At 66.3% G+C, this 23,975-nt stretch carries 19 protein-coding genes; 7 read left to right on the top strand and 12 right to left on the bottom strand.

The genetic code is table 11. The features are described from left to right. The first annotated feature begins 136 nt into the window (after positions 1 to 136). Together ACQY39_RS15905 and ACQY39_RS15900 are read left to right on the top strand one after the other, a co-directional pair. Positions 137 to 580 carry a hypothetical protein gene (locus tag ACQY39_RS15905; protein WP_428507826.1) on the top strand — a complete coding sequence of 148 codons (444 nt, stop codon included), beginning with the start codon at positions 137 to 139 and terminating at the stop codon, positions 578 to 580. A gap of 240 nt (positions 581 to 820) precedes the next feature. Further along, entirely contained in the window at positions 821 to 3,160 is a 2,340-nt protein-coding gene (locus ACQY39_RS15900; RefSeq protein ID WP_428507824.1) for a putative bifunctional diguanylate cyclase/phosphodiesterase, read from the top strand. Positions 3,161 to 3,176: 16 nt separating this feature from the next. On the opposite strand, the gene ACQY39_RS15895 is transcribed toward ACQY39_RS15900, so the two are convergent. Continuing rightward, the gene (locus tag ACQY39_RS15895; RefSeq protein ID WP_428507822.1) at positions 3,177 to 5,024 is read right to left on the bottom strand and encodes an ABC transporter transmembrane domain-containing protein; all 1,848 of its coding nucleotides are present in this window, start codon (positions 5,022 to 5,024) and stop codon (positions 3,177 to 3,179) included. Between the two features lie 169 nt (positions 5,025 to 5,193). Here ACQY39_RS15895 and ACQY39_RS15890 point away from each other — a divergent pair, with 169 nt between their 5' ends. The 4 genes from ACQY39_RS15890 to ACQY39_RS15875 all read left to right on the top strand — a co-directional run bounded on the left by ACQY39_RS15890 (position 5,194) and on the right by ACQY39_RS15875 (position 10,201). Beyond that, a complete protein-coding gene (locus ACQY39_RS15890) occupies positions 5,194 to 5,751 on the top strand; it encodes a MarR family winged helix-turn-helix transcriptional regulator (protein WP_428507820.1) in 558 nt (185 codons plus the stop codon). Between the two features lie 58 nt (positions 5,752 to 5,809). Beyond that, positions 5,810 to 7,252 (top strand): efflux transporter outer membrane subunit, encoded by a 1,443-nt coding sequence (locus ACQY39_RS15885; RefSeq protein WP_428507818.1) that lies wholly within the window; start codon positions 5,810 to 5,812, stop codon positions 7,250 to 7,252. Positions 7,253 to 7,323: 71 nt separating this feature from the next. After that, complete coding sequence (locus tag ACQY39_RS15880) at positions 7,324 to 8,586, top strand: efflux RND transporter periplasmic adaptor subunit (RefSeq protein WP_428507816.1); 1,263 nt, start codon at positions 7,324 to 7,326, stop codon at positions 8,584 to 8,586. A 16-nt stretch (positions 8,587 to 8,602) separates the two neighbouring features. After that, entirely contained in the window at positions 8,603 to 10,201 is a 1,599-nt protein-coding gene (locus ACQY39_RS15875; protein WP_428507814.1) for a DHA2 family efflux MFS transporter permease subunit, read from the top strand. Between the two features lie 82 nt (positions 10,202 to 10,283). Here the strand turns inward: ACQY39_RS15875 and ACQY39_RS15870 are convergent, their stop codons facing one another. The 6 genes from ACQY39_RS15870 to ACQY39_RS15845 all read right to left on the bottom strand — a co-directional run bounded on the left by ACQY39_RS15870 (position 10,284) and on the right by ACQY39_RS15845 (position 15,638). Further along, a complete protein-coding gene (locus ACQY39_RS15870) occupies positions 10,284 to 10,610 on the bottom strand; it encodes a DUF6429 family protein (protein ID WP_428510852.1) in 327 nt (108 codons plus the stop codon). Positions 10,611 to 10,674: 64 nt separating this feature from the next. Then, positions 10,675 to 11,202, bottom strand: coding sequence for a DMP19 family protein (locus tag ACQY39_RS15865; RefSeq protein ID WP_428507812.1), 528 nt, complete (start codon positions 11,200 to 11,202; stop codon positions 10,675 to 10,677). A 208-nt stretch (positions 11,203 to 11,410) separates the two neighbouring features. Further along, positions 11,411 to 11,845 (bottom strand): hypothetical protein, encoded by a 435-nt coding sequence (locus ACQY39_RS15860; protein ID WP_428507810.1) that lies wholly within the window; start codon positions 11,843 to 11,845, stop codon positions 11,411 to 11,413. 186 nt (positions 11,846 to 12,031) lie between these two features. Continuing rightward, complete coding sequence (locus ACQY39_RS15855) at positions 12,032 to 12,976, bottom strand: hypothetical protein (protein ID WP_428507808.1); 945 nt, start codon at positions 12,974 to 12,976, stop codon at positions 12,032 to 12,034. A gap of 95 nt (positions 12,977 to 13,071) precedes the next feature. Then, positions 13,072 to 13,377, bottom strand: coding sequence for a transposase (locus ACQY39_RS15850; protein WP_428510850.1), 306 nt, complete (start codon positions 13,375 to 13,377; stop codon positions 13,072 to 13,074). A gap of 71 nt (positions 13,378 to 13,448) precedes the next feature. Next, the gene (locus tag ACQY39_RS15845; protein ID WP_428507806.1) at positions 13,449 to 15,638 is read right to left on the bottom strand and encodes an acetyl-CoA hydrolase/transferase C-terminal domain-containing protein; all 2,190 of its coding nucleotides are present in this window, start codon (positions 15,636 to 15,638) and stop codon (positions 13,449 to 13,451) included. 280 nt (positions 15,639 to 15,918) lie between these two features. On the opposite strand from ACQY39_RS15845, the gene ACQY39_RS15840 reads away from it, so the two are divergent. Continuing rightward, on the top strand, positions 15,919 to 16,725 hold the full coding sequence (locus ACQY39_RS15840) for a GGDEF domain-containing protein (protein ID WP_428507804.1): 807 nt from the start codon (positions 15,919 to 15,921) through the stop codon (positions 16,723 to 16,725). Between the two features lie 39 nt (positions 16,726 to 16,764). On the opposite strand, the gene ACQY39_RS15835 is transcribed toward ACQY39_RS15840, so the two are convergent. Genes ACQY39_RS15835 through ACQY39_RS15815 form a run of 5 tightly spaced genes read right to left on the bottom strand, consistent with a single transcriptional unit; the run spans position 16,765 to position 23,960 of the window. After that, entirely contained in the window at positions 16,765 to 17,919 is a 1,155-nt protein-coding gene (locus ACQY39_RS15835) for a lipocalin-like domain-containing protein (protein WP_428507802.1), read from the bottom strand. Continuing rightward, on the bottom strand, positions 17,919 to 20,501 hold the full coding sequence (locus ACQY39_RS15830) for an FtsX-like permease family protein (protein WP_428507800.1): 2,583 nt from the start codon (positions 20,499 to 20,501) through the stop codon (positions 17,919 to 17,921). Before ACQY39_RS15830 ends, ACQY39_RS15835 begins: the two co-directional genes overlap by 1 nt. Before the next feature lie 11 nt (positions 20,502 to 20,512). Continuing rightward, the gene (locus ACQY39_RS15825) at positions 20,513 to 21,181 is read right to left on the bottom strand and encodes an ABC transporter ATP-binding protein (protein WP_428507798.1); all 669 of its coding nucleotides are present in this window, start codon (positions 21,179 to 21,181) and stop codon (positions 20,513 to 20,515) included. Continuing rightward, the gene (gene miaA / locus ACQY39_RS15820; protein WP_428507796.1) at positions 21,178 to 22,155 is read right to left on the bottom strand and encodes a tRNA (adenosine(37)-N6)-dimethylallyltransferase MiaA; all 978 of its coding nucleotides are present in this window, start codon (positions 22,153 to 22,155) and stop codon (positions 21,178 to 21,180) included. Before miaA ends, ACQY39_RS15825 begins: the two co-directional genes overlap by 4 nt. Further along, positions 22,155 to 23,960 (bottom strand): pseudouridine synthase, encoded by a 1,806-nt coding sequence (locus ACQY39_RS15815; protein ID WP_428507794.1) that lies wholly within the window; start codon positions 23,958 to 23,960, stop codon positions 22,155 to 22,157. The genes miaA and ACQY39_RS15815 overlap by 1 nt, the downstream gene beginning before the upstream one ends. Between the last annotated feature and the right edge of the window lie 15 nt (positions 23,961 to 23,975).

The following is a 23,975-nucleotide window of genomic DNA, read 5'->3' as shown; positions in this document are numbered from 1 at the left end:
GCTGCCGGATGTCTGTTCGGAGGGGCTGTCACAAGGGAGCTCCTTGCAAGCTGCGATGATGGCAACTTACGGTCGGCCCGTGCTGCCGTTCGTCCGAACTTCCCACCTGCTTGTTCTTCTTTCATTTTGTGGCCCTATGCTGATCAAACGCCTGCTCATCGCTCTGCTGGTTCTGGTGCTCCTGACCGTGGCTTACTTCTATGCCGCATTGAATTGGAGCTACTCCAGCGGCGAGCGGGCCGGCTGGATTCAGAAGCTGTCCAAGAAGGGCTGGGTCTGCAAGACCTGGGAAGGCGAGTTGGCCCTGGTGTCCATCCCAGGCAGCAGCTCGGTTGAAAAATTCCAATTCACCATCGCCAACGATGAAACCGCTGCGGCCCTGACCGAGGTCATGGGCAAGCGCGTCAACCTCCACTACGAAGAAAAAGTCGGCCTGCCCACCAGCTGTTTTGGCGAAACCCGCCACTATGTGACCAAGGTGACGATCGCTTCGGACATCTCGCTGTCTCCGGGCGTGGTGGTCCACACCAACCCCGGCAGCCCTGCAGCGCCCGCAGCTTCGGCTGCCACTCAGCCCTGAGCGGAAATCCCCTGGCCGCGCAGTGCAAGGCTGAGCTGCAGCCTGCAGGATTGCCCGCCAAATTGACCGCGTTTTGCTGTATCGCTGCGCCCGTGCCCAACCCTAGAATACGGAGCGTCACTCTGGCTTCATAGGCGTTTCTTGTCCCTATCTTCCGCATCGGTCTCGGCAGACGCCCACAGGCTCGCATTCAGAGAGGTCTGGCTGGCGCGTTTTGGGTCGATCAGCGAGGCCGCTTCTTTGGCCGAGCAGCACCTGGCCCAGGCCGCCGGCGATGAACGCTTGATCCTGCGAATGCGGTTGGTGCTGCTGCGTTTGGGTTCGCTCAATCCCGGCGCCAGCCAGCCTTACCGAGAGTTGGCCGCACGCATGCTGGCTCTGGGTGACCGACCCGGCAGCCTGATCGCGAGAAGCATCGCGCTGGCCGCTGAGACCTTCGGTGACGATATGGCTGCTGCGCTCGCAGCCTATGAGCAACTCAGCGACGAGATCCTCGCCCTGCAAGACCCGCTGGAACAGCATGCGGCCATGGGTCCCTCGCTGCTGCTTTACCAGGCCGCTGGCAATCTGGTGGGCTATATGCAGCAGGCCTGCCGCATGTTGCAACTGAGTCAAGAGATCGACCACAGCGGCATGCGGGCGGCGGCGCTGAACAATTTGGGCATTGCCTTTTTTTTGGCCGGCGATGAGCTGCAAGCCGCCCTCCATCTGGAGCAAGCCTTGGCCAGCAACGATCTGGGCGGCTGGGTCCGATTCAATGCCGTGACCACCCTCGCGGACATCTATGTCTCCGCCGGCGACTACGAGAAAGTCATGCCCTTGCTGCGCAAGTGGTCCTTTCCTGAAAAATCCGCCGAACTGGACGGGCCGAATCTCGACTACTTCCATGTGCTGGGCGCCGAGGTCTTTGCCTGTCTGGGCCAGGTTGACGAAGCACGCGCCTATCTCGACTTCCTAGCGGCACGGCCAGAGGCCCAGCGCAGCCACGATGTGCTCTGCTTTCTGGGGATGGCGCAGGCCATGGTTCACCAGGCCGCCGGGCGCGGCGCGGAGGCCGTGGCAGCCACCGACGAAGCGCTGAACCTGGTTCAAACCATGCCACGGAGTGAGCTGACCTTGGGGTCACGTTTTTGGTCCCGGACGGCCGAGCTGAGCAGCGCCCAGGGCAACTGGGAGCAGGCCTACCGCTTGATGCAACGCCATCGCCTGCTCGATCAGGCCAAGAAACGGGACATGGCTGCCGTGCGCAAGGTCGCGGCACAGTTCCAGACCGACGCCAGCACGCGCGCCATCGAGGCCGCGCAGCGCGACCGCCTGACGGGGCTGGGCAATCGTGAACGTCTGATCGCGGTTGGTGACAGCTGGATTGCGCGCGGGCTTGCGCCCAAAGTCGCCATGCTGAATGTGCAGCGCTTCAATGCGATCAACCAGGCACTTGGCCAAGACATCGGTGACGCCGTATTGCAGGCCGTTGGCGAACGCTTGAGCCAGGCCTGCATCCGCTTTGACCTGGCCTTAGCCGGCCGCGTCTACGCAGATCAGTTTGTCCTGGTGCTGGCCGGCGAAGCTGCCGACGTGGCTGGATTGCAGGCGCTGGCCTCGGACTTGTTTGCCACGCCGCTGCAGGTGGCCGGGCAATGGGTGGACATCAGCGCCGCCTGGGGGCTTTCTTACGGCCCGGTTCACGGCAACTCGATGCATCGCCTGATGAGCAATGCTGAGATCGCCTTGCACGAGGGCCGGCGCAGTGATGCCCTCTGGACGGTCTACGAACCCAGCCTGGTGCGGGCTGACCCTTTGCAGCTCTCCTTGATCTCCGAGCTCAAACGCGCGGCACAGGATGATGAGTTCACCCTGCTGGTACAGCCCAAATTCCGCCTCGCCGACAACGCCGTCACCAGCTTTGAGTCCTTGATCCGCTGGAACCACCCCAGCCGTGGGCAGGTGGCTCCGGTGGACTTCATCCCTTTTGCCGAAAGTACCGGCAATATCCGCGGCATCACCGAGTGGGTCTTGCGCCGGGCGATGCAGTTGTCAGCGCAGCTGCGCCGAGCGGGTTTGGTGTCCCAAATTGCCGTCAATGTCTCCGTGCACGATGTCGGTTCGGCCGCGTTCCCAGGCTTCTTGGCCGGGCTCTTGACAGCGACCGGCGCACAGGCCGAGGACATCCGCCTGGAGCTGACCGAGGGTGCCGTGATGAAAGACCCGGCCACCGTGATCGACCGCATGCGGGAGATCAACGCGCAAGGCTTCGAGTGGTCGGTCGATGATTTCGGCACGGGCCAGTCGTCCTTGGCCTATTTGCACATGCTGCCGGTGTCTGAGCTCAAGATCGACCGCAGCTTTGTCCGTGGCGCCGCCAGCTCCAGCACCACGCTGACCTTGCTCAAGGCCGCCATCGATCTGGGCCGAAATCTGGGCCTGTCCACGGTCGGCGAGGGTGCTGAGACCGAGGAGGAGTGGGCGCTGCTGCGCCAGCTCGGTTGCAGCATGGCCCAGGGCTGGTTCGGCGCCAGGCCGATGCCAGAGCAGGCGCTGATGCCCTGGCTTCAGGCCGGTGCGCAGCTGGCGCGCGGCTGAGCGCCGCCAGCAGGCTTCACTGGTCGAACTGCAGCGCCGCCAGGCGCGCATAGAGCCCGCCACGCGCGCTCAGCTCGGCGTGCGTGCCTTGCTCGACGATGCGGCCATGCTCCATGACGATGATGCGGTCGGCGCGTTGCACCGTCGCCAGGCGGTGGGCGATGACCAGGGTGGTGCGGTCCTGCATGGCGACTTCCAGTGCAGCCTGCACCATGCGCTCGCTCTCCGCGTCGAGCGCGCTGGTGGCCTCATCCAGCAGCAGCAAAGGCGGGTTTTTGAGCATGGCGCGGGCGATGCTGATGCGCTGCCGCTGGCCACCCGACAAGCGCACGCCGCGCTCGCCCAAGAAGGTGGCATAGCCCGCGGGCAGGGCGCGGATGAAGTCGTCTGCGAAGGCGGCCTTGGCCGCGGCCATGACCTCCGCATCGCTGGCCTGGGGCCGGCCGTAGCGGATGTTTTCCATCGCACTGGTCGAGAAGATCACGCTGTCTTGCGGCACCAGGCCGATGGCTGAGCGCAGGTCTTGCAGACGCAAGCGATCGGTAGGCACGCCGTTCAGCAAGATGCTGCCGCTCTGCGCCTCGTAAAAACGCAGCAGCAGCTGGAACACCGTGCTCTTGCCGGCGCCGCTGGGGCCGACCAGGGCCACGGTCTCACCGGGCGCAATGTCCAGATTGAAATCGGCCAAGGCCGCTTGGGCCGGGCGCGAAGGGTAGTGGAACTGCAGCTGCTGCAGGCTCAAGGCCGTGCCGCCTTGGACAGTTGGCAAAGGCAGGGGATCGCGCGTCTCCGCCACCGGCGATTCACTGGCCAGCAACTCCATCAGCCGCTCGGTCGCGCCTGCCGCGCGCTGCACATCACCAAACACTTCGGCCAGCACCGCCACGCTGCTGACCAGCAGAATCACGTACACCACCGTCTGGCCCAGATGGCCGGCCGTGATCTTGCCCGCCAGCACCGCTTGCGTGCCCTGGTACAGGCCCCAGAGCAGGGCGGCAAAGGTGGCGGTGATGATGAAAGCCACCAGTCCTGAGCGCACCTTGGTGCGCTTGCGCGCGGTGTCGAAGGCGCTTTCGCTGGCGGCGTCGAAGCGTGCGGCTTCCGCATGTTCTTGGGTGTAGCTCTGCACCACGGGCACGGCATTGAGCACCTCGGCGGCAATGGCGCTGGTGTCGGCCACCCGGTCTTGCGAGGCGCGGCTGAGCTTGCGCACGCGCCGGCCGAAATACAGCGCCGGCAAGACCACCAGAACCAGAATGCCCAGCACCTGGCCCATGACCAGCGGGTTGGTTGCCACCAGCATGACCATCGCGCCGATGCCCATGACCGTGTTGCGCAGGCCCATGCTCAAGCTGGAGCCCACCACCGTCTGCACCACGGTCGTGTCGGTGGTGATGCGGCTGAGCACCTCGCCGCTTTGCGTGGTTTCAAAAAACTCCGGGCTTTGCCGCAGCACATGGCGGTACACGGCATTGCGCAAGTCGGCCGTCACCCGCTCGCCCAGCCAGGTCACCATATAAAAGCGCCCGGCCGAGAACAGGCCCAGCGCCGCGCCAACGCCGAACAAGGCCAGGAAATGCTCGCGCATGGCCATCAAGCGCTCGCCATGGTTGCTCGCGCCGCCCAAGCCTTGGTCCACCAACTGGCGCAGGGCCAGCGGAAAGGCCAAGGTGGCCAGCGCGGCCAGCACCAGAAACACCAGGGCCGCGCCGATGCGCAAGCGATAGGGCCGCAAGAAAGGCCAGAGCCCGCTCAGCGAGCGCGGGTGAGCGCCCGGACGAGCGGCGGCTTTGCCGGCCGGGGCTGGCGAGTTGGTCGGCTCGGGTGCAGGGGCAGACGTGGTGGCAGCTGAAGGTGATGACATGCGGCGCAGTGTAGGAGGAGGGGCGGAGTGCGCGGCGCGCTGCCGCAGCGTGAACAGGCACGAGGTCGTCGGCATATGGGGCAATCCCGGTGTTCGACAAGCCCATGGCACAGTCGCTTCGATATTAATTGCCTTGACAATATTTGCCTAGGCAAATAAATTGCCGACCATGCCGAAAACCAAAGCTCAAGAAACAAGACCGCCAGCGCTGCCGTCCGGCCCGCTGCCGGCCGAAGAGGGCCAGGCCAATTTCTACCAGCCCGCCAGCTACACCCGTGAACAAAGCGTGGGTTGGCTGCTGCGCAAACTGCAGCAGTCCATCGTCCACCAGGCCGGGCGCCAGCTCAGCGATTGCGACCTGACTCACGCCCAGTGGGGCGTGCTGATGGTGCTGCGCTTTGGCTCCAATCAATGCACGACCACGGCCCTGTGCCGCGAGCTCGATGCCGATGCCGGCGCCCTGAGCCGTTTGCTGGACCGCCTGGAAGCCAAGGGCCTGGTGCAGCGAGAGCGCTCCGTCGAGGACCGCCGCGTCGTGCAGGTGCGATTGACGGACGCCGGCTTTGCCGCCTCCGACCAGCTGCCGGCCCTGCTGTCCGATGTCTTCAACGCCCATCTGAAGGGCTTCAGTCATGAGGAATGGCAGCTGCTGCTCAGCCTGCTGCGCCGAATGATCGACAACGGCGAGGCCCTGCGCCAGGCGCAGTCGGCACCGGGCGCTGATTGAGTCGCTGCCCAGCCCGCCCCGTGCCGCTGCCATGCCCCCACTTTTCTCCGGATCCCCCATGTCCCTCCCGAACGCACACCTCTTGAAACGACTGACCCTGCTGCTGAGCCTGCCGGCCTTGCTGGCCGCCTGTGCCTTGCAGCCGGCGCTGCCGCCGGCCGCCAGCCGCCTCGCACCCAGCCAGCTGGGTCTGTCGGATGACACCCCAGCAGACGCCGCCAGCCGCGCCGTCCTGCCGCGCAGTGACTGGTGGACCGAGCTGCACTCGCCCGAGCTCAATGCCCTGATGCAACGCGCGCTGAACGAGGCGCCCAGCTTGGCCCAGGCGTGCGCCCGCATTCAACGCGCCCAGGCCAGCATCGAGAACGCCCAAAGCAGCGAGCGCGCCGCAGTCGGCCTGGGGCTGGATGCCGCCCGCCAGCGTTTCCCCGAGCACAGCGTCTACCCGCCGCCGCTGGCCGGCACCATTCGCAACACCGCCACCCTGCAAGCCTCGGTCAGCTACGAGTGGGACTTCTTTGGCCGCCACCAGGCCGAGCTGAACGCCGCCCTGGGCAGCGCCCAAGCCGCGCGTGCCGATGCTGCCGCCGCGCAGCTGATGCTGAGCAGCCAGCTGGCGCGCAGCTATGTGCAGCTGGCCCGCGTGCTGGCCCAGCGCGAGCTGTTGGCGCGCCAGAGCGACGAGCGCGAGCAAGCCCTGGCCCTGGTGCGCCAGCGCAGCCAGGCCGGCCTGGACACGGCCCAGGACCTGCGCGCCGCCGAGCTGCCGCTGCCTGAGCTGCGCCGCCAGGCCTTGCAGCTCGATGAACAGGCCGATCTGCTGCGCCACCAGCTGGCCGCTTTGAGCGCCCAGCCCATGGCCGCACTCAAGGACTTGAAGCCTGCCCTGCCGACCACGCTGGCACTGGCAGGCGAGGGCGCTTTGGGCCTGGACCTGCTGGGCCGCCGCCCCGATGTGGTGGCTGCGCGCTGGCGCGTCGAGGCCGCCACGGCCCAAGTCAGCAGCGCCCGTGCCCAGTTCTATCCCAATATCTCGCTGGGCGCTTTTGTCGGCTTCAACGCCATCGGCTTTGACAACCTGCTCAAGGCCGGCAGCTTGCAGTACGGCGTGGCACCTTCGCTGCGCCTGCCTCTGTTCGACAGCGGCCGCCTGCGCGCCCAGCTGCGCGGCTCGGCGGCCGAAGCCGACGCGGCCGTTGCGGCCTACAACGGCTCGCTGCTGGAAGCCGTGCGCGACGCCAGCGACCAGCTGCGCAGCCTGCGCTCGCTGCAAGAGCAAAAAGCCGAGCAGGCCGCCGCGCAAGCCCATGTGCAGGCCGCTTTGGAGTTGGCCCGCCAGCGCCACAACGCCGGCCTGGGCAACCGCCTGGCCGTCTTGAACGCCAGCCAGACCCTGCTGCAACAGCAGCGCCAGGCCCTGGACCTGCAAGCCCAGACCCTCGATGCCCAGCTCAATTTGCTGCGCAGCCTGGGAGGCGGCTGGACCGAAGCCAAGCCCTAACACCCTATTCACGCGGCGTCGCCCGAGCGGGCTGGCGCCCGCCACGACGCACATCGAAGAGAGCCAAGATCATGTCTGACATCCAAGCATCCAAGCCCGAATCCAACCCCAAGCGCAAAAAGGCGCTGACGGCCCTGACCCTGGTGGTGCTGATCGCCGGCATTGGCTACGGTGTTTACGACGCCATGGTCGGCCGCCGCTTCGAGCAAACCGACAACGCCTACGTCAACGCCAACGTCGTGCAGATCACGCCCTTGGTGGCCGGCACCGTGCGCGCCATCCATGCCGACGACACCGACTTCGTGCGCGCCGGCCAGGCCCTGGTCAGCCTGGACGCAGCCGACGCCCGCGTGGCCCTGGAGCAAGCCCAAAGCCAGCTGGCGCAGACCGTGCGGGAGGTGCGCGGCCTCTATGCCAACAACAGCACCCTGCAAGCGCAGATCCGCGCCCGCGACAGCGAGGTGCGCCGCGCCGAAGTGCAGCTGGCCACGCTGCAAGCCGATGTGGCGCGCCGTGCGCCGCTGCTCAGCACCGGCGCCATCGGCCGCGAAGAATACGAGCACGCCACCGCCCAGGTCGCCAGCGCCAAGAGCTCGCTGCAGACGGCGCAGTCGGCCCAGCTGACGGCCCAGGAGCAGCTGAACGCCAACCAGGTGCTGACCGAAGGCGTCAGCGTCGAGCAGCACCCCAATGTGCAGCGCGCCGCAGCCCGTGTGCGCGAGGCTTTCCTGGCCCTGCAGCGCGTCGAAGTGCCGGCGCCGGTGGACGGGTGGATCGCCCGCCGCAGCGTGCAGTTGGGCCAACGTGTGGCCGCCGGTGCGCCGCTGATGGCCGTGGTGGGCCTGCAGCAAGTCTGGGTCGACGCCAACTTCAAGGAAGGCCAGCTCGCCCGCCTGCACATCGGCCAGCCCGCCACCCTGGTGGCCGATGTCTACGGCAAGAAGGTCGAGTTCAAGGGCCAGATTGCTGGCCTCGGCGCAGGCACCGGCGCCGCGTTTGCCCTGCTGCCGGCGCAAAACGCCACCGGCAATTGGATCAAGGTGGTGCAGCGTGTGCCCGTTCGCATCGCGCTCGACGCCAAGCAGGTGGCCGAGCATCCGCTGCGCGTGGGCCTGTCCATGAATGTCAGCGTCGATGTGCAAGACCAGAGCGGCAAGAGCCTGGCCGAAGCGCAAACCCGCCAGACACCGCTGGCCCAGACCTCGGTGTTCGAGCGCCAGGACCAGGCGGCCGAGGCCGAAGTGGCCCGCATCATCAAGGCCAATCTGGGCAGCAAGGCGGCCGCACGAGTGGTGAAGCCGGCCCATGCTGCCACCGCGGCCGCCAAGGCCTGATCGGCGAGCCCAGCGAATGAGCAGCTCGTCTTCCGCCTCCACACCTCAGGCTTCGCTGGTGCCGCCAGCGCCGCCGCCGCCCTTGCAGGGCTCGGCCCTGGTGCTGGGCACCCTGGCCTTGTCCCTGGCTACTTTCATGAATGTGCTGGACTCGTCCATCGCCAACGTCTCGCTGCCGGCGATCTCGGGCGATCTGGGCGTGAGCCCGGTGCAGGGCACCTGGGTCATCACCAGCTTTGGCGTGGCCAATGCGATCTCGGTGCCCTTGACCGGCTGGCTGACCCAGCGCTTCGGCGCGGTGCGCCTGTTCACCACCAGCGTCTTGCTCTTCGTGCTGGCCTCCTGGCTGTGCGGCTTCGCGCACTCGCTGGAGATGTTGATCGCCTGCCGGGTGCTGCAAGGCCTGGTGGCCGGGCCCATGATCCCGCTCTCGCAAACCTTGCTGCTGAGCAGCTTCCCGGCCGCCAAGGCGGGCACGGCGCTGGCGCTCTGGGGCATGACCACGCTGGTGGCACCCGTGGTCGGGCCACTCTTGGGCGGCTGGATCACCGACAACGTCTCCTGGCCCTGGATTTTTTACATCAATGTGCCCGTGGGCTTGTTCTCGGCCCTCTTGACCTGGCAGCTCTATCGCAAACGTGAGACGCCGATCAAAAAGCTGCCCATTGACGGCGTGGGCCTGGCCCTGCTGGTCATCTGGGTCGGGGCGCTACAAATCATGTTGGACAAGGGCAAGGAGCTGGACTGGTTCGCCAGCGGCGAAATCCAGATCCTGGCGGTCGCCGCGGCCGTGGGCTTTGCCTTCTTCGTCGCCTGGGAGCTGACCGACAAGCACCCGGTGGTGGATCTGCGCCTGTTCGCGCGCCGCAACTTCATCTTCGGCACGGCCACGCTGTCGATCGGCTATGGGCTCTTCTTCGGCAATGTGGTGCTGCTGCCGCTGTGGCTGCAGCAGTGGATGGGCTACACCGCGACGGACGCCGGCATGGCGTTGGCGCCGGTGGGCTTGCTGGCCATCTTGCTCTCGCCCGTGGTGGGCAAGAACGTGGCCCGGGTGGACCCGCGCAAGATCGGCACTTTTGCCTTTCTGATGTTCGCCCTGGTGCTGTGGATGCGCTCCAACTTCACCACGCAGACCGATTTCGCCACCATCATGGTGCCGACGATTCTGCAAGGTGCGGCCCTGGCCTGCTTCTTCATCCCGCTGACCACGCTGACCCTGAGCGGCCTGACCCCGGACCGCTTGCCGGCCGCCGCCGGCCTGTCCAACTTCGTGCGCATCACGGCCGGGGCCATGGGCACCTCCATCTCGACCACGCTCTGGGAAAGCCGCGCCACGCTGCACCACCAGCACATGGTGGAGCGCCTGGCGCAGGGCGACCCGGTCGCCACCGAAGCTTTGGCCGGGCTGCAGACCGCGGGCCTGTCGCCACAGCAAGCGGCCTTCCAGATCAACCGCCTGATCGATCAGCAGGCTTTCACTCGCGCGGCCGACGATATCTTTCTTGCCTCGGCGGCCATCTTTTTGCTGCTGATCGCGGGCATCTGGTTGACCCGTCGGCCGGTCAAGTTAGCGGCGGGCGCGGCGGCGGTGGATGCGGGTGGGGCGCACTGAGGTCAGTGGCGAGGGCGTCGGGGCTGCTGCTGATCAATCAGCAGCGCATCGGGTCCGCCACTGACTTTATTCATTCATTCATTCAAGCTCGGGTTCCAAACTTCTCGGCGGCCAAGGCCTTCGCCTTGCGCAGGCCCTCGGACGTCAGGTAGATCGATTCCGTCCGCCCGTGCGGATCCGTGATGCAGCCTTGCTCGTGAAGCGCGTCCATCACGGCGAAGTCGCATCGCTTCCAGACTCGCCCGTTTTCAAATTCAAACGCACCCAGCAGGGCAAGGACAGCCTCCTGCAGCCTTGTCTCGTCGTATTCCGTGGGGCCTCCTTGGTATGCATCAGTCCAAAACCTACAAGACGACTGCAAACCATTGTCGAGCCGACGAGACGAGAGGACGAAGCAAGCCTTTGTCACTGGGCGCCGCGACAGACCGCTTGCCGACACGGGCCGGCTCGGGTGAAGGGCTGGCCGTCATTTCTCACTGGGTGACAAACGACTGCTGGTGGTTGCGGACATAGTGCAGACGCAGTGCGGGAAAGCCTTCGGCGCGCTTGCAGAACGGCTTGTCGAGATCGTTGAGCTTCGTGTGTTTGTACGAATCAGAGAAGGCCTCGAGTGTCGCTGCGCTCTTGTACTTCTTCATACTTGGGATTTCCGCGATTGCTACAGCAATCGCTCTTCGCATCATTTCTGCGGCGACCTCGTCGCCGATCACTGCCAGTGCAGCGGGCGTTTGTTCAGCGAACTCTGACGACGAATTCCAGAAGTACTGATTGAACCCACCATTCATCACCTCGGCCTCAACCAGCCACGACATGTAGAAGGCCTGAAATGCCGGCGGTAGGTTCGAAATGACCTGAACGCGCTGACCAGGCCTTGCGTCTAGTTTCGCAAAGATGTAATCGAGAATTGCTTGCTCCAGGTGCACGTCCTTGATCGCCTGAAGCGTCACCAGATCAAATTCGGCGTACTTCTTCCGGTTGTTGAACTCTTCCATCATGCGCATGACTTCTGGCGGAAGTGGTGGGAGTTCTGGGGGCTGAGCCATGGCGGATGACGTGATTGCGGCGATGAGTGCGATTGTTGCGGCAGCTGGATTCATAACGCTGGGGCAAAACTGACCGTTGTGGCAGGCAGCTGAAAGTCTAGAACTAAATGACGAGCTTTTGGCCGCCTACTGCAATGGGTTTAGCTGAGCGAATGTTTATGTCGCGCTATTTGGATTGCACTTGCAGGCCCCAACCCAGGTCTCTCGCATGGGCCTCGAACTCCTCAAAAGTTCTGATTTCCCTTAGATCGATGAACTCGAAACTCACTCCCAGAGTGCCTGAGAATTTCGCAACCGTCTTCTTCAGTGTTTCTTCTGACCCCTCAATCGGTCCCCTGGCGAGAAATACGCGAACCAGACGCTCTTTGCCCTCTTTTCGAGTTAGTGCAACGACTATTGAGTTGTCGATAGCGTCTCGGACTGTCAGGAACTTGTACTGAACGCCATCTGGAAAATCTCTCATCACCTTTTCTTCCGAAACTGCTGTGATGTGCGGAAAGTAGCGTTGAAAGTCTATGTTAGGCACACCTGGAATTTGAGCATTGACTGCGTTTGAGGCGATGCACAGGAATGCCAGTGCAATGATTCTGAATATGGGCATAGACGCAAGGATGGGAGGGATTCAAGGCGTAACGCTCGATCTAGGCGGATTTAAAACGGCAGGCCACTAGGGCTTGGCCTGTGGCACTCGGTGCATTTTCACAGCCCGGGCCCTGGCGCACTGCCGTTGGTGCTCCGCTTGAGCGATGGGTTAGGCGTCACTCAACGATATCTTGGGTTCTGAGGTTTAGTATCGTGAGAGTACCGTCTCCACACCCTCAATCTCCAACCGCTTGAAGAAGGCAGTCGCCCACTTCGGGGTTTTGGCGCCTTTTCTACGAATCCATGTAGACGTGACGCCAGCGCTCTTGGGAGGAGCCTTCTGAACACCAACTTCCTGTTCGGATGACCACCACGCGCCATTCATGAGATCGACGGACTGCATTCGAAGGAAGGAGAATCCGGACAGGTCGGCATCCAGCCATTTGTATTTTGCAAACCAGTACTCGCCTATGCGCCGCCATTCGTAGTAGACGCCAGTTAGGCCGTCGTCACCTCCGAAGCAGTAGGGTGCAATCAGCTGCCCGTGGATTGATCTCGCATAGACGTGACTCCCAGATTCCTTGCTCAACCAATCTCCTTCCAACTGCCGGGTGTCAGCGATAGGTGCGGGCAAGAAGTTCTCCCGTTCCTTCCAGGCGGTGACTACCTCTGAAACCATCGTCTTTAGTTCGGCCACTTCCGCCATCAGTGAACCGACTGCTTCAGAGTTTCTGTCGTCGGCACTTGCCGCCGGTGTGCTGTTCGTGTTCTGAAGGCTGCTCAATGTATCCAGGAGAGATCGTTTCAGTGGCGAGGCAAGCGTCGCGTTGAGTCGACTCCGGTCGTATTCCAGACTCTGCATGTCCTTGATGTCAAAGGGAAGATGGCCCAAGTCTTGGGTGATTATTAGGGTTGGCTTGGAGAGTGCCATGGCGAACCCAATCTCCCACATCACATTTGGCTTTTGATTGGTAATGTCAGCGATACACACGGTAGCAGACTTGAGTTCCGCCAGTAGACGATCAGTAATTCGGCCTGCCGGCCTCGAATCGTCTAAGCGAAAGCAGCGACCGCCCTCAACGGGCGCGACAGACTCCACCGTGCTCTTGATGGTCGCGTAGACGTCATCAAATTCGGGGGCAAAAGGCATGATTACAAAACAGTTCATCGGTGCCTCGGAGGATAGAAGGGTGCGATTGTGACGCCTAACGAGGCTGTCCAACAACCCGAAATCTACGACCACCTTCAACGCTCAGTGCGCGTGAATGTCGGCGAAAGTGTGTTTCGGGGTTCATCGGTAAATTGGGGTCTGTGAACCACTCGGGCGGCCTCGAATTGTGATTGTGCCGCCTGTGGATTGCGTTGTTGAACCCCGATTTGCCCGAGTCCCGCTCTCGACAGCTTCGCGATGTTGTCCACCATGCAGTACGGGCTCCACCGCGTGCGGACCTTGGCCTGCCCGCGGTAATTGAAGCGGCTCAAGCGCTTGTTGTGCCGCAGGTTCGCAAACACTGGCCCTACAGTGCCGATGCGCTGGTTGTAGAGCTGCAGGCCGAGGATGGCGTGCAGTATGTGCTCCTACGGGAGGCCGAGGGCAATTGGCCCTGAGCGAGACTTCAGTCTCAAAGATTGCTCGCAAACAGCCTCCGCAAAAACAGCTGCTTGAAGCTGTGCGCCTCATTGAGGCCCAGGCGCTCCAGCCAGGCCTCGGGCACCGGGGTTTGCGGCCCCAGGCTCTTGACGATGAGCTTGACCAGCTCGACCGGGTGGTGGCTGGCGTGCTTGAGCTTTTTGAGCGCGCGCACGATCTGCATTTCCTCGTCGCTGAGGTCGGTGCCGAAGGGAAAATCGGGCAGCACACCACTGTTGCGCCAGGGGCGCAGCTGCTCGCGCAAGGCCTCGGGCAGATTGCGCCGGGCCGAGGCCGGCAGCTGGTAGTCGGCCGGCAGCTTGCCATGGGCCTTGGCCTCGTCCATCAAGCCCTGCTGGAAGCGCGAGTCGCAGACTTGCAGCAGGCGGGCAATCACCTCGGCATCGCTGCAGCCGCGCAAGTCGGCCACGCCGTACTCGGTGACGACGATGTCGCGCAGATGGCGCGGGATGGTGCAGTTGGCGTAGTGCCAGACGATGGAGCTGCTCAGGCCCTGGGCGTTGTCATGCGTGGCACGCAGCAGCAGGATGGAGCGTGCCCCCTGCAGCGCATGGGCCATGGCGACGAAGTTGTACTGACCGCCCACGCCCGAAACCATCTGGCCCGAGTCATAGCCATCGGACGAGGCGGCGCCCAGCAGCGTCATCTTCATCGTCGTGTTGATGAAGCGGGCATCGCGGCGCTGCGCGCGCTTGAGCGCTTCCGAGCCCAGGGTGTCGCCGTAGAGCTCGTTGATGAAGTGGATGCGCGTCATGGCGATGCGCTGGCGCAGGGCTTCGGGCAACTCGCGCAAGCGCTGGTAGAAGTCGCGCGGGCCGAGGAAGAAGCCGCCGTGCATCAGCGTGGCCCGTCGCCAGGCCGGGCCGATCAATTCGGGCGCCATGGCCTCGCTGCAGTTGGGCCAATGCTGGCCTGCATAGGCCAGCCGTCCATCGGCCTGCAGCTCGACCTCGGGCTTCAGCAGACCCTGGGCCTGAAGAAACTCCAGGTCGCAAGGGCGAAGCGGCGAAGCGATGCGGCCGCGCTCCTGCAGTGCACGGATCACGCTCGCTTCGGGCTGCGGGCCCAGCTGGCCCGCCAGGGCCAGCGCTTGCAAATCCAGATCGTCGAACACCAGGCGGCGGATCAGCCCGGCATCGATCAAGCGCATGAAGCCGTTGACGAACATCTCCGAGCAGCCGTACAGGCCCTGCTCGAAGCGGCCCAGCTCGCGCCCAGCCTGCGGGTCGGACGGACTGCAGCCGCTCAGTCCTGCCAAGATGGCCCGGTAGTCGGCATTGCGGGTCTCGCGCACGATCAGAGCCTGGGCGATGGCGTCACCGAGCGAGCCAATGCCGATCTGCAGCGTGCCGCCGTCCTTGACCAGGCTGGAGGCATGCAGGCCGATGGCGTAGTCGGCCCAGGAAATGGCGGCATTGGGCGGCGCGAACACGCTGTGGCTGCAGCCCGGCCCGCTCAGCAGCAGGCTGAACAGCCCGGCGTCGGCCACCGCCGGCCCGGGCATGAAGGGCAGGGCCTCGTTGACCATGGCCACGCTGAGCACTGGTTGCCCGGCGGCTGCCTGGTGCTCGAGCAGATCAAAGCTGAGGTCGGGGTTGCAGGACAGGGAATACTCGCGCTCACCGGTCTCCGGGTTCAGGCGCGTGGCCACCGCCTGCATCAGCAGATTGATGCCCTGGCTGCACATGTCCCGCACGGCAAAGCTGTAGTTGGTGCAGATGAAGCCTTGCTGTGCCGCCTCGTTGCCGAGGTAGTCGGCGGTCTTGAAGAAGAACTCCTGCACCGAGATATTGGGCGGCAACTGGCCGGCGCGCAGTGGCGCCACATAGGCCAGGTCAGGGTAGTCGGCGAACACGCGCTCGACCAGGGGCGCCAGGAAATGCTGCTCCAGCTCCGTGCGACCCAGGGGTCGCTCCAGGGACAGCGCGGTGTAAATGTGCAAGCGGCGCTCGGGCTGCGCCGCCACACGCCGGTAGAGCGCGTTCACCAGCGGGTTGGGCTTGCCCACGCCCAGGGGCAGGGCCAGCCGGATCTCACCGGGCAGGCGGCGCAGGATCTCGTCCACGGTCGCTTCCACATCCGTCAGCAGCACAGGCTGCGCCACTGCAATTGCCGCCGCTGCGGCCTCGTCCGTTCCCGGACCTTGGCTCTTCTTGTTCAATCGTGTCTCCTGTCCGGCCTCTTGATGGCTCGTCTTTTGGGGCAGGTCTTGGGTGGCCGTGAAAGCACACCGTCGCCCGTGCCACAGTTTCGCCCCCGCTGCCAAGGGTGATCTTGACATTCAGCAAGCCCGCCACAAAAGCGTCGTTTGCCCCTCAAAAAGCGGGATAGTCCTCCCCCGAGCCTGCGGGGGGCGCTGTGCGCCCACACCTTGGCCTGTGCTGAAATGCCCGGCTGCACCGAGACCTGCTGTCGACGTACCCGTTCCTCATTCGCCTTTTATGCACGAGCCCCTGGACTTGCCGGCCTGGTTGCCGCCCCTGCGCAGCGCCCTGCGGCGCCTCGGACCGCGCCCGGCGCACTGGCTTTTCTGCGCCTTCATCACCCTGGTCTGCGTGGCGCTGTCGCAATTGGTCGTGTCCCTGCTGGGGCGCGGTGACCGGCCCACGGCGGCCCTGATCGCGGCGCTCTGCGGCCTGTCCCTGGCGGCCGTGCTCAGTACCTGCGTGCTGGCTCTGCTGGCCCATCTCGACCGGGCCCTGCGCTTCACCGCCCGCTATGCCACCCGGGACAGCCTGACCGGCTTGTGCAACCGCCGCCAATTCCTCAGCCTGGTCGAGCGGGAATGGTCGCTGGCCCGGCGCTACCAGACGCCCTGCGCACTGGTGCTGATCGACATCGACCATTTCAAGCGCATCAACGAAGCCTTTGGCCACGCCTGTGGTGACATGCTGCTGCGCCAGGTGGCCGAAGTCAGCGGCGAAACCCTGCGCCAGGCCGATGTTTTGTGCCGTTACGGCGGCGAGGAGTTCATGCTCTTCCTGCCGCACACCGACCCACTCGGCGCGCTCGATGTCGCGGAACGCATTCGCGAGCGCGTGCTGGCCATGGATTTCGCATGGAATGGCCACCCTGTGCCCGTCAGCGTCAGCATCGGCGTGGCCGTGCTCAAGAGTGGCCACGTCGGCCTCGACGACTTGCTCAATGAGGCCGATGAGGCCTTGCACCTGGCCAAGGCCGAGGGACGCAACTGCGTGCGCGCCGGCCCGGGCCTGCTGCCGGGAACGTTCAGTGCCTTGCAGGCCTGAAGCGCCGAGTACCGGCCGTACCGGCCGTACCGGCCGAGCTCAAATCCGCAGCGCCCCCGCATAGCCGGTCAATTCCAGATAGCCGAGGCCGCTGCGCCGACCTTGGGCGTCGATCAGCTCGGCCGCGCCTTCCCAGTAGCGCAGGCCACCGGTGATCTCCTGGTCATCCAGCAGGGCGCGCAGGCGCTGCTCGCCCTGCGGTGTGCGCAGCCGCCATTCCAGCGGGTAACGAGCGCCACCACGCGGGCTGTCCCAGTGGCGCAGCGCCTGCATCTGAACATCCTCAGGCGCGAAGATCAGCGTGCTGCCATCGGCCCGGCGCCAGCTGCCGCCACTCCAGAGCGTGCTGCCGTCGGCGCGGCGCAGGCGGAACACGGTCAGCGCGCCGCCGTCGCCGAGGTTGATGCCGGCCCAGTCCCAGCCGATGGCACTCTCAGTCGCTGCCGCGCCAGCTGACCCTGCGTCGGAAGGCTTGCCCAGCAGATGCTCGCTCCACTCATGGTCCAGCCAGGATCGCCCCTGCAGGCTCAAGACCTGCCCGTCCAGCTGCAGCTGCGCCTGGCTGAGCAGCTGCACCTGGCTGTAGTAATGGCTGAATTGCTCGGGCTGCGGCCCTTTGCGCGAAAAGCCACCGTCGCCTTGCAAAAGCAGGGCTTGGCTGGCCTGCAGCTCCAGCTGCAGCGCGAAACCGCTGCTGCGGCTGCTCAGGGCGGCGCGGTAGCGGTCCGGGCCGGAGCCCGGCACACGGTCCAGGCGCCAGTCGGCCATGCGGACAGCACAGTCCAGTTCGCTGGCCTCATTCAGGCCGGCCACAGAACGGCCCAGGCGCTGATCGTGACGCAGGTGTCCGCCCGGGCGCAGATCGCTGAGCGCCCCATGGGCCAGCAAGAGTTGGCGCGCGGCCAGCCGGCTCGGGTGCTCAGGCGCCGCCGGGCCGCGCCGGCGAAAGAAGGTCAGCTGGTAGCCAAACTCCGGCTCCGAGCGGCCCGGCCGCGACAGGATGCCGGTCAGGTACCACCATTCGATGGCTTGTTCGGGGTGAGCGCCAAAGTCACGCGGAAAGCTCAGCCGGGCAGGGCGCGCGGCGCCGGTCGAATCGAGCGCCAGGCTCGCCCCCGGCAGCAGGCCCAAAGCTGCCGCTTGCATCAACCAGGCGCGCCGGCCCGGCACCCAGTCGCCTGGCTCGCCCTGCATCACCAATCCTCCTTGACCGCTTGCACCGCCTGCTGGGCCACGGCCCGGTAACCCGCCAAGAGCGAGGCCAGCACGCCGGCCACGAACACGGCGGCCAGCAGGGCAGCGAGGCGCCAGCCGGGCAGGCTCATGTCCATGCTCCAGTGAAAACTCTGCGGGTTGACCACCCAGATCAGCACCGCACTCAGGCCCAGGCCCAAGGCCAGGCCGGCAATGGCGCCGACGCCGCACAGCAGCACGGCTTCCAAGCCCAGCAGGCGCAGCACATCGGCGCGTGTGAAGCCCAGATGCAGCAACAGGCCGAACTCGCGCCGCCGCGCCAGAGCCTGGGCCGAGGCGGCCGCGGCGATGCCGAACAGACCGATCGCCAAGGCCACAGCCTGCAGCCAGACGGTGACGGCAAAGCTGCGGTCGAAGATCTGCAGGGAGAGCTTGCGCAGCTCCGCGACGGCTGCAACCTCCAGGTCCTGAGGCTCGGCGGCCAAGGCACGCAAGGCCTCGCCCGTGGCTTTGGGATCGGCACCGGGGGGCAGCCAGAGGTAAAGCTCGGTGACGCGCAGGTCGCCACTCCAGGCCCGGTAGGCGGCCAGCGGCATCAGCACCGCGCCGCTCTGGCGCGCATAGTCACGCCAGACGCCGCGCACAAACACGGGCAGCGGCGGCCCGCCCGGCTGCAGGCGCAGCTGCACGGTCCGACCCGGCCGCAAGCCTTGGGCATCGCGCAGGGCTTCGTTGATGTAGATGGGGGTTAAACGTGTTTGGCCCGCCGGCGCGGGCGCGAGGGCGCCGGCCAGGGGCAAGCTCTGCTCATCGAGCTCACGGGCTTGCAGGTCCAACGGATCGGCCCCAGCCGGCATGCCGTCGAGCCAGACCTGCTGGCTGCGTTGAAGCCTGATATCGCGGAGCTGAGCGCTGCCCCGTATCGCCTCCACCAGGGCCGGCGGCAGCGGAGCCTGCTGGCCGGCACTGCCGCGCAGGGCCGAGCGCAGGTAGAGATCGGCCGGCAGCATCTGGCTCAGCCACTGGTTCAACGAATCGCGGAAGCTGCCCACCATCACCAACATGGCCACCGACAAGCTCAGTGCCACCAGCACACCGGCCAGGGCCCGGCTGGCTTCGCCGGCCTGGTCGCGGGCGCGCTCGCGCAGCAGCAACAAGCTCGCCCCGGGCCGGCTCCAGGCCAGCAGCCCCAGGCTCAGGCGCAGCAAGGCGGGCACGCAAGCCATGCCACCGGCCAGCACCGCCAGCATGGCGGCATAGGCGGCGACCGGAACCCCGGCCAGGGCCGCGGGCCAAGAGATCGGCGGCAGCAAGGCCAGACCCAGGCCCAGCAAGAGCAGAGCCGGGCCCAGCCAGACGGGCGGCCCCTCGCTCAAACGCTGGCCCAAGCCCTTGAGCACCTGGGCCACTGGCATGCGCTGCACACTGCGGGCCGGCAGCCAGGCACTGAGCAGGCTGACCACCAGGCCCAGGCCGCCGAAGAGCAGGGCGGCCGGCAGCTGTGCGGCACTGAACTGCAGGGCCGGTCGCACGCCGCTGATGGCGGCCAGGCCCAGATCGCTGCCCAGCACCCGCAGGCCCAGGCCTGCCAGTTGCCAGCCGAGCAGCAGCCCCAGGGCACTGCCGAGCAAGCCCAGCAGCAGCCCCTCCAGCAAGACCAGGGCCGAGCGCTCACGCGCACTCATGCCCAGCACGCCGAGCAGAGCCCATTGCGGCAGGCGCTGGGCCACGGACAGAGAAATCACGGCAAACACCAGAAAGCTGCCGGTGAACAAGGCCATCAGTGAGAGCACGCCAAGGTTGACCCGGTAGGCCTGCGTCAGCCGGCCCAGGCGGGCGCTTTCATCGGCCGGCGGCGTGGCGCTCAAGCCCGCTGGCAGGCGCTGGCGGGCCAGCCACTCGCTCGGCGAGACACCGGGGGCCAGGCGCAGGTCCACCCGCTCGAGCTGGCCCAGACGGCCGAACAAGACCTGGGCGGCGGCGATGTCCAGCACGGCGCGCGGGGGCCCGCCGTCCGGGCTGCTCGGGCCGATGCGAAGGTCCAGGTTCTGCACCTGGCCGCTGTCGGGGCTGGCGGCGCGCAGGCGCAAGACCTGACCCTCAGCACCGGCCGGCCCGAGGCGGCGCAGCAGCGCGGCATTGGGGAAGACGCGGCCCGGGTCCAGCCCATCCAGGGGCGAGGCCAGGCGCGGCAGCAAATCGGGGTTGATGGGCCCCGCCTGCAGCATGTCCAGGCCGATCACGGTGACGTTGAAGGGCTGGCCCTTGGCATCAAGGGCTTGCGCCTGGCCGCCCAGCACCGGCGAGGCCTGCGCCACCTCGGGCAGGCCGGCGATCTGGGCATAAGCGTCTTCCTGAACGGTGCCGCCGGGCGCGCGCAGGACCAAGTCTGGCTGGCCATTGAGGCTGGCCGCAGCGCTGCCGAACTCGGCCAGGGCCGCGCCGTTCAACAGATGCACGCCGTAAGACAGGGCCACGCCCAGCGCGATGGCCAGCAGGGCCAAGGCCTGGCGCCCGGCCTGGTGGCGCAGGGCCGGCCAGGACAGGAAGCGCAGCCAGGCGATCAGGGCGCGCGGGCTCAAGGCGTGGGGGGTCAAGGCGACGCGGCGCTCATCATCAGGTCTTCCAGGCGCAGGCAACGGTCGGCCCGCTCGGCGGCCCGCTCGGAGTGCGTGACCAGCAAGCAGGCTGCGCCCTGGGCATGGACCTGGTCGAGCAGCAGATCAAGCACGGCGCTGGCACTGCGGCTGTCCAGATTGCCGGTCGGCTCATCGGCCAGCACCAGGGCCGGCTTGTGCACCAGCGCCCGGGCAATCGCCACCCGCTGCAGTTGGCCGCCCGAGAGCTGGCGCGGCAGGCGCTCGGCCAGATGGCCGAGGCTCACCGCCTCCAGCATCTCCTGCACCCGGGCCGCGTCGGGCCGCTGCAGCAGCAAAAGCGGCAGGGCAACGTTGTCGCGCACGTTCAGATAGGGCAAGACATGGAAGGCCTGGAACACAAAGCCGAGCTGAGTTCGGCGCAGACGGGCGCGCTCGCCTTCGTTCATGCTGCCCAGGTTCTGGCCCAGCAGCTGGATGCTGCCGGCGTCCACCTCGTCCAGGCCGGCCAGGCAGTTCAGCAAAGTGCTTTTGCCCGAGCCCGATTCGCCCAGCAAGGCGACCAGCTCGCCGCGCCGCAAGAGCAGGTCGATGCCGGCGAACACCGGCGTGGCGCCATAGCTCTTGGCAATGCCCCGGGCCAGCAGCAGCGGCAGCTCGGTCATGTCACAGGCTCCGCGGCCACGGGCTCCGCGGCCTCGGCCTGCAAGATTTTTTGCAGCAGAGCCAGCACCTGGATCTGCGCTTGCGGGTGATCGCAGGCCACGATCTGGCGCTGCGGCATGCTGCGCAGCCAGGTGATCTGGCGTTTGGCCAGCTGGCGCGTGGCGGCGCTGCCGCGCTCGGCCAGGCTGCTGAAATCGCCGCTGTCCAGTGCCTCCCAGCTTTGGCGGTAGCCGACGCAGCGCATGGACGGCAGGTCCAGGCTCAGGTCGCCGCGCGCGCGCAGGGCTTTCACTTCCTCGACCAGGCCGTCCTTCAGCATTTGCTCGAAGCGCTGGTCAAGGCGGCGATGCAGCCAGGCACGGTCGCTCGGCTCCAGCGAGATCAAGGGCCAATCGACCCCCTCGCTGCGCTGCTGGTGCAGCTCGCTCATCGGCCGGCCAGCCAGCTGGCAGACCTCGAGCGCGCGCTGGATGCGCTGGGAATCGAGCGGCGCCAGGCGCGCAGCCGTGGCGGGGTCAAGTCTTGCCAGCTCCTCGTGCAAGGCCGGCCAACCGAGCCGGGCGGCGCGCTCATCAATCTCGCGGCGCAGGCCTTCATCGGCTTGCGGCATCTCACTGAGGCCGTCGAACAAGGCCTTGAAATACAGCATGGTGCCGCCGACCAGCAAGGGCAGATGGCCGCGCGCCAGGATCTCATCGCTCAAGCGCCGCGCCGAAGCCACGAACTGCGCGGCCGAATAGGCCTCGGTCGGCTCGATGACATCGATCAGATGGTGGGGCACGGACGCGAGCTCGGCCCGCGTCGGCTTGGCCGTGCCGATGTCCATGCCGCAGTACACCAGGGCCGAATCGACGCTGATGATCTCGACCGGCAGGAACTCGGCCGCGGCCAGGGCCGCCGCCGTCTTGCCCGAACCGGTCGGCCCGGCGATGCAGATGGGCCGGTGAAAGCGAGAAAAAGCCTGGGCCGTCATCAGTCGAAACGCTCCCAAGGCGTCAGGAAGCGCCACTGGCCGACCGGCAGATTGCCCAGATTGATGCGGCCAATGCGCACACGCTTCAGTCCCACCACCTTGAGGCCGACCTGCTCGCACATGCGGCGAATCTGGCGCTTGCGGCCCTCGCGCAGCACAAAGCGCAGCTGATCTTCGTTCTGCCAGCTGACCTTGGCCGGCTTCAGCTTGACCCCGTCGAGCTCCAGGCCATGGTTGAGCAGGGCCAGGTCCTCGGCCGGCAGGCGGCCGTCTTCGCTCTTGATGCCGTCGCGGCCCTGGTACTCGACCCGCACCAGGTATTCCTTCTCGATGGACGAATCCTCACCGATCAGCAGCTTGGCGATGCGACCGTCTTGCGTCAGCACCAGCAAGCCGGTGGAGTCGATGTCCAGGCGGCCGGCTGGGGCCAGGCCGCGGGTGTGGCCGATGTGGTACTTGATGCCGGAGCTGTCCTCGGTCCAATGGGTGTCTGTCTTGACCAGCACGGAGGCCGGCTCATAGCCGTCTTCGGCCTGGCCGGAGACATAACCGATGGGCTTGTGCAAAAGGATGGTGACGCGCTTGGCCTGCTCTTTGTGGGCCAGCGGGTCGATCTCGATCTTGACGTCGGGCGCGACACGTTGGCCGAGCACGGCCAGCTTGCCGTCGACGCGCACCCAGCCGGCGGCAATCCATTCATCGGCTTCGCGGCGCGAGGCCAGGCCCAGCACGCCCATGTGCTTGGACAGGCGCAGGCCTTCGCTGTTGGCGTCAACGAACACATCGTCGCGGTCGTCGCCGTCATCGCCTTCGTCGAGCTGGCGACGCAGCTTGGCAGCCGCTTCGCGCAGATGGGCGGGCAGTTGCTCGCCTGCACGGTGCTGGGCGGCGTTTGGCCGGCTGTTCTGCTGGCCGTACTGCTGGTTGTTCTGTTGGCCATCAGGCCGGGGCCCCTGGCCGAAACCAGAGCGCGGGCCACTGGCGCGGCGCTGGTCCTGACGAGGTTCACGGTAGCCCTCACGGTTGGCTTCGCGGCCACCGCCAAAGTCACCATCGCGGCGCGGCTCCTGCGCATAGCTGGGCCGCTGGCCTTGCCAACGGTCTTCACGCGGGCCGGGGCCGCCGCGCTCGCTCGGATGACGTTGTTGCTGAGATTGGTTGTAGCCCGATTGGGGGCGCTGTTGGCCCTGGCCCTGACCTTGCCCCTGACCTTGCCCATAGGCGGGGCGGCGGTCGTCGAAGCGCGGGCGCTGCTCGTCGCGGCCATAACCGCCACCGCCGCCACCTTGCGGGCGTGAATCACGTGAATCGCGCGGGTCGCGTTGATCGCGATAGTCCGGCCGGCCTTGCGGGCCGCCGCGCGGATCGAAGCGCTGGCCCTCATTGCGACCCTCACCACGACCATCACCGCGGCCATCACCGCGGCCTTCATTGCGACCCTCGTGCCGGCTCTCGAACCGTGGGCCCTCATTGCGCCAGCCGTCGCGTGCGGGCGGGCGCTGTTGGCCCGGGCCGCCGCGGCCGGGGCCGCCTTGATAGCCGCCGCCCTGGGGCGCCGGGCGGTCGCCACGCGGGCGATCAAAACTGGCTCGCTCGGGCGGGCGACCGGGCCGGTCTTGCTCGCCGCGGCGCTGCTCGAACTGGGCCTGGCGTTGCTCGCGCTCGGTCTTGGCAGCCTCCAGGCTCTGGCGCGGGCGCGACACGCCCTTGCCGCGGATCGGCGCGCGCCGTTCGCCATCGGCATTGCGTTTGTTGCTGGAACCGGGCGGGCCTGCAGTCTTCTTGTTGAGTTTCAAAGTGGCCATGGTGCCTCCGGGTTT

This window comes from Roseateles sp., assembly GCF_965262435.1.
In the GTDB taxonomy this organism is placed as follows: domain Bacteria; phylum Pseudomonadota; class Gammaproteobacteria; order Burkholderiales; family Burkholderiaceae_C; genus Paucibacter_A.
Note: the sequence above shows the minus strand (reverse complement) of the source record. Positions and strands in the feature narration are given on the sequence as shown.

Coding starts and splice junctions, on each gene's coding strand:
- ACQY39_RS15905 (WP_428507826.1), top strand. CDS start 137: ATGCTGATCAAACGCCTGCTCATCGCTCTGCTGGTTCTGGTGCTCCTG.
- ACQY39_RS15895 (WP_428507822.1), bottom strand. CDS start 5,024: ATGTCATCACCTTCAGCTGCCACCACGTCTGCCCCTGCACCCGAGCCG.
- ACQY39_RS15890 (WP_428507820.1), top strand. CDS start 5,194: ATGCCGAAAACCAAAGCTCAAGAAACAAGACCGCCAGCGCTGCCGTCC.
- ACQY39_RS15885 (WP_428507818.1), top strand. CDS start 5,810: ATGTCCCTCCCGAACGCACACCTCTTGAAACGACTGACCCTGCTGCTG.
- ACQY39_RS15880 (WP_428507816.1), top strand. CDS start 7,324: ATGTCTGACATCCAAGCATCCAAGCCCGAATCCAACCCCAAGCGCAAA.
- ACQY39_RS15875 (WP_428507814.1), top strand. CDS start 8,603: ATGAGCAGCTCGTCTTCCGCCTCCACACCTCAGGCTTCGCTGGTGCCG.
- ACQY39_RS15865 (WP_428507812.1), bottom strand. CDS start 11,202: ATGCGCATGATGGAAGAGTTCAACAACCGGAAGAAGTACGCCGAATTT.
- ACQY39_RS15860 (WP_428507810.1), bottom strand. CDS start 11,845: ATGCCCATATTCAGAATCATTGCACTGGCATTCCTGTGCATCGCCTCA.
- ACQY39_RS15855 (WP_428507808.1), bottom strand. CDS start 12,976: ATGCCTTTTGCCCCCGAATTTGATGACGTCTACGCGACCATCAAGAGC.
- ACQY39_RS15840 (WP_428507804.1), top strand. CDS start 15,919: ATGCACGAGCCCCTGGACTTGCCGGCCTGGTTGCCGCCCCTGCGCAGC.
- ACQY39_RS15835 (WP_428507802.1), bottom strand. CDS start 17,919: ATGCAGGGCGAGCCAGGCGACTGGGTGCCGGGCCGGCGCGCCTGGTTG.
- ACQY39_RS15825 (WP_428507798.1), bottom strand. CDS start 21,181: ATGACCGAGCTGCCGCTGCTGCTGGCCCGGGGCATTGCCAAGAGCTAT.
- miaA (WP_428507796.1), bottom strand. CDS start 22,155: ATGACGGCCCAGGCTTTTTCTCGCTTTCACCGGCCCATCTGCATCGCC.
- ACQY39_RS15815 (WP_428507794.1), bottom strand. CDS start 23,960: ATGGCCACTTTGAAACTCAACAAGAAGACTGCAGGCCCGCCCGGTTCC.